The 13416-nt window shown below is 52.0% G+C and carries 14 protein-coding genes; 3 read left to right on the forward strand and 11 right to left on the reverse strand.

Annotated elements, in window-relative coordinates; all coding sequences use genetic code 11:
• The 3 genes from NSU01_RS22855 (at position 1) to NSU01_RS22865 (ending at position 2009) form a co-directional block, all read left to right on the forward strand.
• Positions 1–363, forward strand: coding sequence for a carboxymuconolactone decarboxylase family protein (locus NSU01_RS22855; protein ID WP_042141354.1), 363 nt, complete (start codon positions 1–3; stop codon positions 361–363).
• Between the two features lie 200 nt (positions 364–563).
• Positions 564–914 carry a hypothetical protein gene (locus NSU01_RS22860; protein ID WP_076243406.1) on the forward strand — a complete coding sequence of 117 codons (351 nt, stop codon included), beginning with the start codon at positions 564–566 and terminating at the stop codon, positions 912–914.
• A 102-nt stretch (positions 915–1016) separates the two neighbouring features.
• Positions 1017–2009 (forward strand): 3-oxoacyl-[acyl-carrier-protein] synthase III C-terminal domain-containing protein, encoded by a 993-nt coding sequence (locus NSU01_RS22865; protein WP_042138643.1) that lies wholly within the window; start codon positions 1017–1019, stop codon positions 2007–2009.
• A 196-nt stretch (positions 2010–2205) separates the two neighbouring features.
• Here the strand turns inward: NSU01_RS22865 and glpK are convergent, their stop codons facing one another.
• From glpK to NSU01_RS22920, 11 genes are all read right to left on the reverse strand, one after another.
• Positions 2206–3699: a glycerol kinase GlpK gene (gene glpK, locus NSU01_RS22870; RefSeq protein ID WP_042138644.1), complete on the reverse strand. Its 1494-nt coding sequence runs from the start codon at positions 3697–3699 to the stop codon at positions 2206–2208.
• Between the two features lie 121 nt (positions 3700–3820).
• Positions 3821–5260, reverse strand: a complete 1440-nt coding sequence (locus tag NSU01_RS22875; RefSeq protein ID WP_076243352.1) for an ATP-binding protein — start codon at positions 5258–5260, stop codon at positions 3821–3823.
• On the reverse strand, positions 5261–5977 hold the full coding sequence (locus NSU01_RS22880) for a response regulator transcription factor (RefSeq protein ID WP_076243353.1): 717 nt from the start codon (positions 5975–5977) through the stop codon (positions 5261–5263). It lies immediately after the preceding gene.
• A 76-nt stretch (positions 5978–6053) separates the two neighbouring features.
• Complete coding sequence (gene ccsA, locus NSU01_RS22885; RefSeq protein ID WP_042138646.1) at positions 6054–7316, reverse strand: cytochrome c biogenesis protein CcsA; 1263 nt, start codon at positions 7314–7316, stop codon at positions 6054–6056.
• Positions 7313–9001: a cytochrome c biogenesis protein ResB gene (locus tag NSU01_RS22890; RefSeq protein WP_076243354.1), complete on the reverse strand. Its 1689-nt coding sequence runs from the start codon at positions 8999–9001 to the stop codon at positions 7313–7315. Before NSU01_RS22890 ends, ccsA begins: the two co-directional genes overlap by 4 nt.
• Positions 8998–9522, reverse strand: coding sequence for a thiol-disulfide oxidoreductase ResA (resA, locus tag NSU01_RS22895; protein ID WP_042138648.1), 525 nt, complete (start codon positions 9520–9522; stop codon positions 8998–9000). Before resA ends, NSU01_RS22890 begins: the two co-directional genes overlap by 4 nt.
• Before the next feature lie 112 nt (positions 9523–9634).
• Positions 9635–10393, reverse strand: a complete 759-nt coding sequence (locus tag NSU01_RS22900) for a pseudouridine synthase (RefSeq protein WP_039301714.1) — start codon at positions 10391–10393, stop codon at positions 9635–9637.
• Positions 10394–10413: 20 nt separating this feature from the next.
• The gene (locus NSU01_RS22905; RefSeq protein ID WP_076243355.1) at positions 10414–10758 is read right to left on the reverse strand and encodes an N-acetylmuramoyl-L-alanine amidase; all 345 of its coding nucleotides are present in this window, start codon (positions 10756–10758) and stop codon (positions 10414–10416) included.
• Positions 10759–11572: 814 nt separating this feature from the next.
• Positions 11573–11815 carry a hypothetical protein gene (locus NSU01_RS22910; RefSeq protein ID WP_144026037.1) on the reverse strand — a complete coding sequence of 81 codons (243 nt, stop codon included), beginning with the start codon at positions 11813–11815 and terminating at the stop codon, positions 11573–11575.
• A gap of 250 nt (positions 11816–12065) precedes the next feature.
• Positions 12066–12599 carry a spore maturation protein gene (locus tag NSU01_RS22915; RefSeq protein WP_039301703.1) on the reverse strand — a complete coding sequence of 178 codons (534 nt, stop codon included), beginning with the start codon at positions 12597–12599 and terminating at the stop codon, positions 12066–12068.
• A 7-nt stretch (positions 12600–12606) separates the two neighbouring features.
• A complete protein-coding gene (locus NSU01_RS22920) occupies positions 12607–13278 on the reverse strand; it encodes a nucleoside recognition domain-containing protein (RefSeq protein WP_076243359.1) in 672 nt (223 codons plus the stop codon).
• Positions 13279–13416: the final 138 nt, after the last annotated feature.

The raw sequence follows: 13416 nt of genomic DNA on the forward strand, positions 1-13416 counted from the left end.
ATGAACGTAGACAGCGGACTGGACCATTTCACCAATCTTTCCGGGGACTATGGTGCCAAAGCCCTAGCTCCTATTAAAGAGCATTTTCCCGAATTAGCCGAGTATATCATGGGCAATGCATACGGTGATATTTTTCAGCGGACGACCATCGGTTCAGACTGGAAAGAAATTGCTGTCATCTCTTCTTTGATCACCATGGGACAATTTGAACAGTTGGGTGTTCACTATGTAATGGCTCTCCGCGTGGGGATGACCGTTGATCAAATCAAAGGTATCCTGCTTCATCTGACACCTTGTATCGGCGCACCCAGAGTGATCTCGGCGTTCAATGTTCTGCTGGAGACGCTGGAAGATATTCGTTAATTAACAACATAATATTACATCATTCGACTTTTGTGTTGCGTATTCAAGAAAGTTCTGGTTATAATGAAGGCAAAATATCCCAAAACCAAGTTCGTGTTGTCGAATTTAGTCGCAGGAACGTAGTTTTTCGGGATATCAACATGATGAATTATCAGATCACTCTGAATAGTCATGCAATTAAAATTACGGGAGAGATGAACATGGGACAATTTATTTTGAAGACGGACACTGCGAAGAAACTAATTAACATCGAGCTGGAAGGAACCTTCTCGAACGAGGACGGTCTTAAATCGATACAAGCCTATCAGCAGACCATCAATCCGATCAACCCGTCCGAATATGCACTGGATATCGATTGCCGCAAGCTGAATGTAACCGCTCCTGATGTTGTGCCGTTGCTCGAAGGCTGCTTCATTATGTTCAAGGCAGACGGCTTCCAAAAAGTGAGCCTTACCCTTGAGAATAACCCTATTCTCAAAATGCAGCTGGCGCGTCTGGGCCGCAAAGCTGGACTCGAAAACCTGGAAATCACGTCTACGGTACAAGCTTAGGTTAACTTATTTTTAAACCATTGTTAGCGGTTTGAAACGCAAGATTCGCTCACGAAACTAAGTGTATGCTTACGGGCTACCCAAACTTTTAGGAGGTTTACTATGGCAGGGATTCGCATTAAGGACATTGATATCTATCATCCAAGCAAAAGCATCGGCAATGACTTCTTCATTCAGCACTTCGATGAGAAGGGAATTGATATCCGTGGCCTGCTGGCTGCTCTTGGCCGTGAAAACCGCTACAGTATCGACAGCAAGGATGAGAACTCCCTGACGATGGCTTTTGAAGCCGCAAGCAATGTACTGGACAAGACCGGCCTGACCGGCGCAGACATTGACCTGATCGCTTATGCAAGCCAGACTCCTGAATATATTTTCCCAACGAACTCATTGATGATTCACCGCCTGATTAATGGTGCATCGCATACGATCTGTATCGACAGTAATGCCAACTGTGCAGGAATGACCGCTTCGGTTGAACAGGTCAGCCGTCAAATGATGGCGAACCCGAGAATCCGCCGTGCACTTGTCATCGGTTCTGACTACGTTGCCCCGCATGCGGACAAGAATGACCCTGTATATTACGCCAACTTCGGCGATGCAGCTGCCGCGCTCATTCTGGAGCGTGACGAGAATTCGGTAGGCTTCATTGATTCGATCTATCAGACCGATACCTGCGTCTACGGCAACTCGCTGTTCCCGGCGGAAGGTTTAGCCAATCTCGGACGTACGGGTGTGGCTGCCGGAGAATTCAATGTGAAGTTCATCCCGTTCGATGATTCCATCTGTGTGGATGCTGCTTCAGAATCAATTAACACCCTGCTCAGCAATAACGGAATCGCACCTGAATCCATCAAGGCCGCCTGCTTCTCCCAATTGTCACTTCCGAACATCAAGGCCGTTTCCGGCAAAACCGGAATTGACGCTGATGCAGCCGTCTACATCGGGGATGAATTCGGCTACACCTCCACCAGCAGCCCGTTTATCGCCCTGCACAAAGCAGTGACTACCGGACAGCTGGAACGCGGAGACAAGGTCCTGTTCTGGACAGTAGGCGCCGGATGGCAGAATGTCGCTTTTGTAATGGAGTATTAATCTTAGCTGTTGAACTTATAGTTTCTAGTTGAAATCCAAACAGCCCGCAGCAGAATTCCTGCCAGCGGGCTGTTTCTTTATGTATACATCTGGGCCCGACTCTCCCCAGGCAGAACCTGCAGCGTTCATCCTGCCTGAGGTGAACTTACCCGATTCATCCGGTAAGCGCAGTCTGCCATATCAGCAGCTGTTCTTGTTACCTCTGCCCTTCATGCTTCTCCCAGCCCATAGTCCGGGACACCGCGTCCTGCCAGGCATTGTAACGGCGTTCACGCTCTTCCGTCTCCATCTGCGGTGAGAATACCTTCTCGGCCTTATTGAAGCTCTCCAGCTGCTCCCGGGTCCATATGCCGGAGGTGAGTCCTGCCAGCAGCGCAGCGCCGAGCGCTGTGGTCTCCGCATACGTTGTACGGGTTACGTCGCTCCCAAGAATGTCCGCCTGGAACTGCATCAGCAGATTATTGCGCACGGCGCCTCCATCCACTCTCAGGCCGCTGAGCGGCATGCCAGCGTCTTTTTCCATCGCCCCGATGACATCGCGGGATTGAAAGGCCAGCGACTCCAGCGTTGCGCGGACCAGATGTGCGGCAGTCGTTCCCCGGGTCAGTCCAAACACGGCGCCCCTGGCATACATATCCCAGTAAGGTGCACCAAGGCCGGTAAAGGCCGGCACGACCACAACCCCCTCACTGTCCTCCACCTCACTCGCCTTCTCTTCCGAGTCGGCCGGAGCTACAATCAGCCCAAGTCCCTCCTGCAGCCATTGTACCGCTGCTCCAGCCACAAACACACTGCCCTCAAGGGCATAATAGAGTTCGTCTCCCATGCCCCAAGCTACCGTGGTTAACAGGCCATGACTCGAAGTCACTGCCTCAGTGCCTGTGTTCATCAGAATGAAACAGCCAGTGCCGTAGGTGTTCTTGGCGCTGCCTGCCTCCAGGCAGGTATGACCGAACAATGCCGCCTGCTGGTCCCCAAGCACAGAACGGATGGGGATATCTGCACCGAACCACTGCTTGTCTGCAGCCCCGAAGTCCCCGCCTGACATCCTTACTTCAGGCAGAATAGAGGGCGGAATGCGCAGCGCCTCAATCAGGCCGTCATCCCATTTGCGCTCATGCAGATTGTAGAGCATGGTACGTGAAGCATTGGTAACATCCGTAGCATGCACAGCGCCTCCTGTAAGCTTCCAGATCAGCCAGCTGTCAATGGTTCCGGCCAGCAGCTCCCCCCGGTCCGCCCGCTCTCTGGCCCCCGGCACATGGTCCAGAATCCAGGCCAGCTTCGTTGCCGAGAAATACGCATCGATGACAAGACCCGTCTTCTCAGCGATCTCTCCGGCCATTCCCTGCGCCTTAAGCGCCTCACACTGCTCTGCAGTCCGGCGGTCCTGCCAGACGATCGCCGGATAGACCGGCGTTCCGGTAGCCTTGTCCCAGATCAGTGCAGTCTCACGCTGATTGGTAATGCCGATGGCCGTAATACTATCAGCAGGGGCGGAGCTTGCCGCGATAGCGTCTCTGGCCGCGGCAAGCTGACTCTCCCAGATTTGCTCCGGATCATGCTCTACCCAGCCCGGCCGGGGAAAGGATTGTCTAATCTCATATTGCCCTTGCGCGATCATTCCCGCCTCCTCATCAAAGAGGATCGCGCGTGAACTGGTGGTACCTTGGTCCAAGGATAAGATCATTATGCACAGCCTCCTGCAAGCCTCAGCTTCTATGATATGTTCCACGTTGAACAAGATTAATGTGGTGGTTTCAACAAAAAGCACCTCTGCTGTCAGAGGCGCTGTCATGCATTGTCCGGATTTACTGTTTTTCGACAGGAAGCCTCAGGGTAAAAGCGGTGCCTTCTCCAAGCTTGCTGGAGGCGTGGATACTCCCATGATGCGACTCGACGATGTTCTTCACAATCGCTAGTCCCAGACCGGTTCCTCCCGATTCTCCCCTTACGCGTGCTTTGTCGGCTTTGTAAAAGCGCTCGAAGATATACGGCAGATCCTCAGGCGTAATGCCTACCCCTTGGTCCCGGATCTCAATCTCCAGAACCCTCCGGCCTTCCAGCGCGGTGGAATCCGCGCGAATGGATATCCGTTTATCGGCCGGAGTGTGGCGGAAGGCATTGTCGAGCAGATTGGTGAGCACCTGCTCCAGCTTGTCTTCATCGGCAGCCTTAAGGAGCAATTCGGTATCGGGTTTCTTCAGCTCAAGAATGATATCCCGCTCCTTGGCTCTGACCGAGAACTTGCGGTACACCCGTTCCAGCAGTTCTCCAGCATCCACTTGCGCCTTCAGCATATCCGTATGCCCCGCTTCCATGCGGGCCAGATCGAGCAGATCCTTCACCAGCCGGCCCATACGGAGCGATTCATCGTGGATTACCTGGACCAGCTCGCTGCTCTCCTCCGGGGAGGAGGCCATTCCATCCAGCAGCGCCTCGCTGTAGCCTTGCATCATCGAGAGTGGTGTACGGATCTCATGCGAGACATTGGCGACGAAATCGCGGCGCATTTTCTCCAGCCGCACTTCCTCCGTCACATCGCGCAGCACCGCCACCGCACCGCGGAGATTATCCTCGGAGTATAAGGGTGCCATATGCACAGACCATACACCCTGCCGGACATGGATATTGGAGCGTTGATCGCCTCCTACGCTGAGTGTACTGAAGAACAGCGGCCGCAGCGGCGGAGGCACATCACGGGCAGGTCCAGCCTGCGGATACAGCCCGCCATCCTCTTCCTGCTCCCAGGTAAGGTCACTCCAGGTTTCCAGCAGCGTCTGGCCATGCGGATTGGTGAGGATAATCCGCCCCTCAATATCGAAGGTGATCACGGCATCGCTCATACTGCGCAAGACGCTGGACAAATGCCCTTTTTCATTATTCAGACTGCGTATATTCTCTTCCAGCTCTTCTGCCATGTGATTGAAGGATGTCGCCAATTGGCCGATCTCATCGCTGGTAACCAGCGTCAGTCTCGTCCCGTATTCGCCGCGGCGGATATCATTGGCTGCCTCAATCACCTGCTGCATCGGCTGGGTAATCTTCGTAAACAGGAATAAGGCAAAGAATGTCGTTAAGGAAAACCCGATCATACAGGTATACATAAATAAACGCTTGATCGCCCCGGAATTGGCGAAATTACTGTCGATGTAGGGTAACAGAAACAGCCCCAGCGTAATGAGCACGACAGCAACCAGACAGATGATCGTGATCCACAGCTTACCGACAAGACTTCTCCAGAAGTTCACTTATTTAGGCACCTCAAGCTTATAGCCGAGTCCCCATACGGTAGTGATCATAGCCGCCGATTCCGGGGACACCTTATTCAGTTTCTCGCGAAGACGCTTGACATGGGTATCCACGGTACGCAGATCTCCGAAGAACTCGTAATTCCACACATCCTTGAGCAGTTCCTCACGAGAGAACACCTTATCCGGTGAGATCGCCAAATAATGCAGCAGCTCATATTCCTTAGGGGTCAGACTTACCTCCTGGCCGCCGGCGGTTACGCGGTGTGCATCATGCTCAATAATAAGAAACGGAAACACGATATTGTTGCTTGAATTGCTCTCTTTGGACAAAAAAGCAGTTGCGGAAGAACGGCGCATTATCGCCTTCACCCGGTAAATCACTTCACGCGGGCTAAACGGCTTAACGACATAGTCATCTGCGCCCATTTCAAACCCTTGAACCCGGTTAATCTCTTCACCCTTGGCAGTAAGCATCAGGACCGGTGTAGATTTGACTCCTCTGAGTCTGGTCAGCACTTCAATCCCGTCGATGCCCGGCAGCATAACATCCAGCAATATCAGACCGTAGTCATTGGCTGTAGCTTTGCGCAGAGCAATTTCCCCATCTTCTGCCTCGTCAATTTCATAACCTTCTTTTTCAAGATACATTTTGAGCAGGCGGCGGATGCGTTCTTCGTCATCCACCACCAGAATTCTATTCAAGTGCTCTGCCATTTACACAACAACCCCTTCATCAAATACAGTAGAACGTTACCCTAAAATCTTGTGCGTGCCAGAGAATATAGTCTACTCAGTCTGTCCCCGCATAAGAGTGAAGTCCGGCGATCACAAGATTAACGCCAACCAGGGTAAACATTACGATCAGAAAGCCGAGTACAGCGAGCCAAGCGGACTTGCGTCCCTGCCATCCGCGGGCCAGCCGCAAATGGAGATAAGCACTGTAGAACAACCAGGTGACGAGTGCCCACACTTCCTTAGGGTCCCATCCCCAGAACCTGCCCCAGGCCACTTGAGCCCATATCATTGCAAAAATCAAAGCCCCCAGTGTAAAGATCGGGAAACCGATGGCGATCGCCCTGTACGTTATTTCATCAAGGTCATTCTCATCAATTCCGTCGAGTACCGGATGAATCGCCTTACCCAGCGGTTTGCGGACAGCCAGGCGGAGAATTCCATATAGAATCAGCCCGGACAGCAGTGACCAGATAACGGTATTGAACTTGCGCCCGGCATTGACACCATTCATCCAGGATGGAGCTTCGAAGAGCGGTTCTTTTATGCCAAGAAACGACTGGAAGCTCTCAATTTCGCTATGGTAAGGTGCCACAATCGGCGGCATTTTATAACTCACTTTCTCTATTGTACTATCTCCCTGCCCGGGGCTGTCAATCGTAACGTTAGTGCGGACAAAAACAGATTCATAGCCGGCACCGCGGAAGGCAAATACAGATCCAAGAAAACCAATTATAACAATGATTGAGAACAGAGTAAATTCGACAAGTCTCTGCTGCTTACGGTCACTGCGTTCCTTGCTGCTGAAATCGACCGTCCGCAGGAGATACATCAGCCCGGCGGCAAAGCCTACAGCGAAGAACGATTCTCCCAGTGCGGCCAGCGTAACATGAATGTTCAGGTAGATGGATTTCAGCGAGGGGATCAGCGGCTGTACTTCCTGCGGAAATACCGCTGCATACGCCATCACAATAATCGAGATCGGAACCGCGAAGACACCGAGAATAATTTTGCGGTAAATCGCGAAGATCACCGTAAATGCAACCATTACCATCATCGATAAAAAAGTCATGAACTCATACATGTTACTTACCGGAATATGACCCGATCCCATCCAGCGTGTAATGAAGTATGCCAGATGGCACAGCAGCCCGAGCGAGGAGGCGATAAAAGCAATTCTCCCCCAGCGTGCGGTATGCTCCTCCGGCTTCCTGCCGGACCATCTGCGCCCCATAATGGCGATGGTGAACAACATGAATGCTCCGCTGTATAAAAAGAATGCGGCAATAAAGACGTCACTGCTGAAATCGAGCAAGCTCATGCCAGGCCTCCTCCGTTGTCCAATGATTTTTCATCGACTGTCATGTCTATCTTCTGGAGAATAGAAACGATCTCACGGCGGAAGCCGAACCAGTTCTTGTTTGTATGGCCTCCCAGCACCAGTTCCCCGCCGTCGACGGTCAACCAGATGCGTCTATGCTGCCAGTAGAAGCCGAGGATCAGCCCCAGCATGATAATACCCGCACCAACCCAGACAAATGGCATTGCCCGGTCGACCCGCACATTGAGATAGGTGGTGGATTCTGAGAAGTCAACGTCACTCATGCTGCCGACCTCAAGCTCCAGAAACCGCCCGCTGCCGCCAAGCTTGTCGTTGATGGCTGACTGCTGGAATTGCTCCTTGTCAATCTGCTTCGGAAAATAGAAATACTGCTGCCCCCCGGCCGGAAGCTCCGGCCCTTTAATAAGGAAGAGGAATGCAGGGGCATTCGGATACGGTGATTTGGACACCGGCTGGCCTTCATCGCTCAATCCGAAATCCATATATTTCTCTTTCAGCTCCAGCGTATACGGACCTGCCTGGAAGCTGCGCTGCGGATTCTTCATATCCAGTTCAAACTTGCCGTAAATCTCGCCTGTGGAAGAATTCGTCAGCCCGGGCTGCACAGAACGCAGCACAGGGGTCAGGTCATAATCAAACTGATACGCTTTCAATCCTTGGTAGCTGAGCGGTGAATTCACCTGAATGTCATGCCGGGCCACTTCCGTAAGCTGCGGCTCCTTAGACGGGTCCGTGCAATCGGCAGTACATTCATAGAGAACCGCCCGGGTCTCGTAGAGCTTGGGAAGCACCTTGATTCCGCGGAACTCCTCAGGCATCTCTTCTTCCGTGTAGAATTCTACGGTGAACTTTTCATTCTTAAGATAGAGGCTGGTGTCCGGTATTTTGACGGTCTCCCCTTGCGGAAAAGCAAGATGCTGGTCCATATTCAGTCCCGGAAGTCCTCTCGCCAGCACGGCGAGCAAAAAAATAATCAGGCCGATATGTATTACATAAGGTCCCCAGCGGCTGAAACGGTGTTTCTCGGCCAATAAAGCGCCGCCCTCCGTCCGGACGCGGTAACCTTTCTTCCTGAGCGGCTGGACGATGCGCGCCACCCACACCTCCGGCTCCTCTTCCACTTGCGTTACGAGCGTCAGCTTCTGACGGGTCAGAAACTGGCGGTGCTTGCGGATCTTTTGCCGGGTTAATGCCTTGTAAAGCGGAAGCACACGGTCAAGGCTGCAGATGACCAGAGAAGCTCCGATCATTACGAGCAGCGTCACAAACCACCAGGATTCATAGGTATGCGAAAGGCCGAGTCTATAATATATATTCCCGGCTGTTCCGTACGTTTCTTGATAATATGTTGAAGCGTCAATATTCAGAAAAGTGCTCTCTTGCGGAAAAATGGTACCCAGCATAGCGCCCAGCAGTGTCAGCACAATCAGATAGATGGCGATTTTGACCGAGGAAAAAAAGTTCCATACCCTGTCGATCACTCCGGGACCTACACGCTGTGAACGGCGGGCTACCCCATCGTAACGCATCTCCAGATTCTCGGAAGAGTTCCATTCCTTCTCATCCAGCGGCTTGCCGCAGGCTTCGCAGAGAACAGTGCCCACAGGATTCTGGTGACCGCATTCACACTTGGTATTGCTGATTAGCGGCATGTGCTCCTTCATTCTCCCACCAGCTTCCCGATTTGCTCGTCAAGCGAGCTCAAATCCAGCTGGCCGATATGAATGCTGTCTACCTTGCCCTTCGTATTAATGAAGAAGGTGGTAGGCAGCGGGGAAACCCCGTAACTGCGGACGGCATCACGCCCCGTATCCATCACAACCGGGAAATCAATATCCACGAGCTTCACGAAATTGTCCACTGTCATCTGATCCTCGCCTACATTAACGCCTACGACCACTACGCCCTGGTCTTTCCACTTCTCCCACTGTGCCTGCAGGGCAGGCATCTCCTTCACACAAGGGGCGCACCAGGAGCCCCAGAAGTTAAGCACAACCGACTTCCCTTTGTACTCCTCCAGCGTATGGGTCACGCCGTCCAGCCCAAGCAGTTCAAAGTCCGGCGCTCTCCCGCCTTCCGTGGGTTTGCCATCCCCTCCGAACACGGAGGAACCGATTGCATAACCCCCGAGCAGAAGGATTAGAAATAGTATCACGATTTGTATTGGCTTTCTGGCTTTGCCCATACGAGGGTGCCCCCTTCTGTGACGCAACTCATTACTTTAGTTGTTAGGTGTGAACATCCTATGAACATTATAACGAATATTGTCACAGTTTTAGGAGGGGGAATTGTGAACTTTATGTGTCTTTGCGTGTCGTATTCTCTCTTAGCGCCCCGGCCTTGGCTATTTGCTGCAGATGATTGATTTCATCCTTGGTCAAATGACGGTAGGAACCGCGTTTGAGATTCTGGAGCAGAATATCTCCGAACGAAATCCGTTTCAGGCGGATCACCGGATGGGCAATTGCCTCAAACATCCGCCGTACCTGACGGTTGCGGCCTTCATGAATGGTAATGCTGATGACCGTTTCTTTATTCGCTTCATCAACGTCCTTGTATTCAACCTCCGCCGGAGCCGTCATGCCGTCTTCCAGCTTAATTCCGGCCTTCAGCTTGTCCAGTGCCGTGCCGTGCGGCACACCCTTGACCGTCGCCAGATACGTCTTCGGCACGTGATGCTTCGGATGCGTGAGCAGATTGGCAAACTCACCGTCATTCGTCAGCAGCAGCAGCCCCTCCGTATCATAATCCAGACGGCCTACAGGGTATACGCGCTCTGTAATGCCTTTCAGGTAGTCGGTTACCACCTTGCGGCCCTTGTCATCGGATGCGCTTGTAATTACGCCCTTGGGCTTGTTGAACATGATGTAGATTTTGTTCTCGCCCCGGATCAGTCTACCGGAGACCTTAATAATATCTGTTGCGGGGTCCACCTTCGTGCCAAGCGTAGTTACGAGTTCCCCGTTGACTTCCACTTTACCGGCCAAAATCATTTCTTCACATTTGCGTCTGGACGCAACACCTGCTTGCGCCAAAATTTTCTGTAATCTTTCCATTTTCGACTACTCACCTCAGGTTAATGATAACCATCAGAGGGATAAATCACAAGATCATTCCATGGAAAAAATGCTCCCGGACAAGTTTTGCTATGCGGTTCAACGAGTAATGGCGCAATTTGATAGCGCCCTGCCAGCTCCAAAATGAGTTTACCTGCCGCAAATAGCTGCTGCTGGCGTTCCGGTAAGCCGGGAAGCTCATCCGCTTCACCGTAGTTACCCTCCAGGCAGATATGAATATGTTCGGGATCTGTCAGCAGCGGCGCAGCGTAGATCGCCCCTTCCAGCCCGACCCAGAAGTCAAACCCCTTGCCGTTAATGGACGGACAGCGGGAATGATGAAGAATAAAGCCTTTGTATTCCATCCCTTGCCCTCCTCCCTCCGTATTGCTGAAATAGCATATGAAGTGGGGAGGTGCGGGGTGATGACCGGTTATTAAAATCTTTGGGGCTCGTGGCGCGGTGCGCTGGAGCAGACGCAGGACGCGAGGGCAACAGCGGGCGAGGGCTAATCGTAGCTCCGGGGAATGTTTGGACTTCCGGCCGCTGTTAAAGTTGGATTTCCTTGATTCTACTGCCATGCGGCAGTGAAATCCAGCTTTAAAGGCGGTCGCTGACGCTCCTCCAGTTCCAAATTTTCTCTCCGTTACTCTGTGTGCGCCTGACCACCCCTGAACAAATTAAAACAAACAGTCTTCACCCCTTGGTGGTGGGTGAGGACTGTAGTGGCAAGCGGTGGCTGCGGTACCCGTACAATTATCTCGCAGTCTAAATCCTGCACGAAATACAACATTTTCTTCGAGATATCGGCCTTAATCGAAGATTGTTGTATAAAAGGCATCATTTCCCCTCCTTTTAGGAGAAAAACGAAAAAATTCTTGTACTACATACAACAATCCTCCCGCACAGCGGCTTTTCACCGGATGCGAGTTGTAATCCATACAACATTTTGCATGTACCCGGTTGGTCAGCGGTGGTTCGGGTGCTAATTGGAGTAGTCTTACGTTGCAGGCAAGGATCAGGACGCAGCGGTCCAAATTCCACACTGTCTCAAAAATATCTGTCCCGAAATGGAGCAGATACAGTAAAAGGGGTATGTAACAGGCCAATAGAAAAATAATAAGTTCCACTTTGCTACATGCTCCCTTTAACTTATCAATGTACAGCAGTGCCCATTCACTAAAATATCCTATCGTCCGGCTCTTCCAGCGGAACAGCTCGGTCTAATAAAAGTGCCGCACCGACAACAATCAGATTCATGAATGAAATGAACATGCTGTTTAAGCCAAGTCCGAAATCATCCAGACCATTACCGGTAATGTTAGCTGCGTAATTAAACATAATCAGATCATATATGTATAAGCATCCCATGTTGGCTGTATAAGCATCCCATGAAGGCAGCCAGAATCTTCCTTCGGGCAAAAAGCGCTAAGAGTCCTGAGAACACGATGACCCCAAGCACTGCATTGTATTGCAGGATGCCACTTCCTGCGTGTTCCCGGCCTACATTCAGCACCAGGAAATCAATCAGGAGAAGCAGGATAACCCCCCCACATAAAATCAGCAGTTTGCGAGCCAGATCTTTCCGGTCCTGCTCCCGCTTCCACTCTTCCCGTATAACGTCAGCCGCATGCCGGATCAAATGAATGAAAACAAATTCATCCCCCCTCTCTTACCCGAATACCAGCAGACAAACCGCAATAGCAGCGATAAAGCCAACGACATCCGAGAACAAGCCCACCTTAAGGGCATAACGGCCGTTGCGGATCCCTACAGCGCCGAAATAAACAGTCAGCACATATAAGGTTGTATCCGTGCTGCCCTGTATAGTAGAAGCAATCATGCCTATCAATGAGTCCGGGCCGTGGACCCGGATCAGATCTGTAGTATAGGCAAGTGATCCAGTGCCCGTCAGAGGGCGCAGGAGACCGAGCGGGAGGACTTCAGCAGGAATCCCAAGACTTTGTACAAGAGGGCTTACAAAGCCCATCAGGAAGTCCAGCGCACCCGAAGCGCGGAAGACACTGATCGCCACCAGCATGCCAACCAGATGGGGGATAATCGCAATGGCTGTGCCGAATCCGTCTTTCGCACCTTCCACGAAAGATTCGTAGACCGGAACCTTGCGGGAGAAAGCATACAGCGGAATAAAGGTGACCATTACCGGAATTGCCCAGGCGGATATTAGACTGATTAACTGGAACACGGAAAGCTCACCCTTTCACTGAAGAATGCGGGAGCGTAGCACTCCCTTTCGCTGCAGCGGTGCCGGACCTTATCGCAGGCGGCGGTCCGGGCGGCCTGCGCAGCAGTGCCAGGCGGCGGCACAGCCTGTCCGCAGCAATGGCGGCAAGAGTAGCCACCGCCGTCGCCGCCAGCGTGGTGCCGACGATTGCCGCCGGGTCAGCCGATCCGTAATTCAGCCGGATCGCAATCAGAGTTGCCGGAATCAGCGTGATACTGGCAGTGTTCAGAGCAAGCAGGGTACACATGGCGGGCGTTGCTGTTTCCTTATCCGGGTTGAGTGTCTGCAGCTCCTGCATTGCCTTAATGCCCATGGGTGTAGCGGCATTTCCAAGTCCCAGCAGGTTGGCGCTCATATTGGAGAGGATATAGCCGATCGCAGGATGGCCTTTGGGCACATCCGGAAAAAGAAACGATACTACCGGTCCCAATACTCTGGAGATTTTCTTCAGCAGGTCTGCATCCTCCGCAATCCGCATAATCCCCAGCCAGAACACCAGCACACTGATCAGCCCGAAGCTTACGGTGACCCCGCTTTTGGCACCGTCAAACACGGCAGCTGTGAATTCGTTCATCCGTCCGTTTACCGCCGCAAATACAAACCCGATCAGGATCATCCCCAGCCAGATACCATTTAACATGCTTATCCCCTCCTCCAGCTCTATTTCTTCTTACCTGCCCTAGTTCTCTGCATAGCCCACTTTGAAATGCTGATTAAAGTATATCTGTACAAATGCTACTGTCTGAGTATGGCTTCTTACTTAACGATATATTTTGCG

This window comes from Paenibacillus sp. FSL H8-0259 (assembly GCF_037963255.1).
Taxonomy (GTDB): Bacteria; Bacillota; Bacilli; order Paenibacillales; family Paenibacillaceae; genus Paenibacillus_AQ; species Paenibacillus_AQ phytohabitans.

Coding starts and splice junctions, on each gene's coding strand:
- NSU01_RS22855 (WP_042141354.1), top strand. CDS start 1: ATGAACGTAGACAGCGGACTGGACCATTTCACCAATCTTTCCGGGGAC.
- NSU01_RS22860 (WP_076243406.1), top strand. CDS start 564: ATGGGACAATTTATTTTGAAGACGGACACTGCGAAGAAACTAATTAAC.
- NSU01_RS22865 (WP_042138643.1), top strand. CDS start 1,017: ATGGCAGGGATTCGCATTAAGGACATTGATATCTATCATCCAAGCAAA.
- glpK (WP_042138644.1), bottom strand. CDS start 3,699: ATGATCTTATCCTTGGACCAAGGTACCACCAGTTCACGCGCGATCCTC.
- NSU01_RS22880 (WP_076243353.1), bottom strand. CDS start 5,977: ATGGCAGAGCACTTGAATAGAATTCTGGTGGTGGATGACGAAGAACGC.
- ccsA (WP_042138646.1), bottom strand. CDS start 7,316: ATGAGCTTGCTCGATTTCAGCAGTGACGTCTTTATTGCCGCATTCTTT.
- NSU01_RS22890 (WP_076243354.1), bottom strand. CDS start 9,001: ATGAAGGAGCACATGCCGCTAATCAGCAATACCAAGTGTGAATGCGGT.
- resA (WP_042138648.1), bottom strand. CDS start 9,522: ATGGGCAAAGCCAGAAAGCCAATACAAATCGTGATACTATTTCTAATC.
- NSU01_RS22900 (WP_039301714.1), bottom strand. CDS start 10,393: ATGGAAAGATTACAGAAAATTTTGGCGCAAGCAGGTGTTGCGTCCAGA.
- NSU01_RS22905 (WP_076243355.1), bottom strand. CDS start 10,758: ATGGAATACAAAGGCTTTATTCTTCATCATTCCCGCTGTCCGTCCATT.
- NSU01_RS22920 (WP_076243359.1), bottom strand. CDS start 13,278: ATGTTAAATGGTATCTGGCTGGGGATGATCCTGATCGGGTTTGTATTT.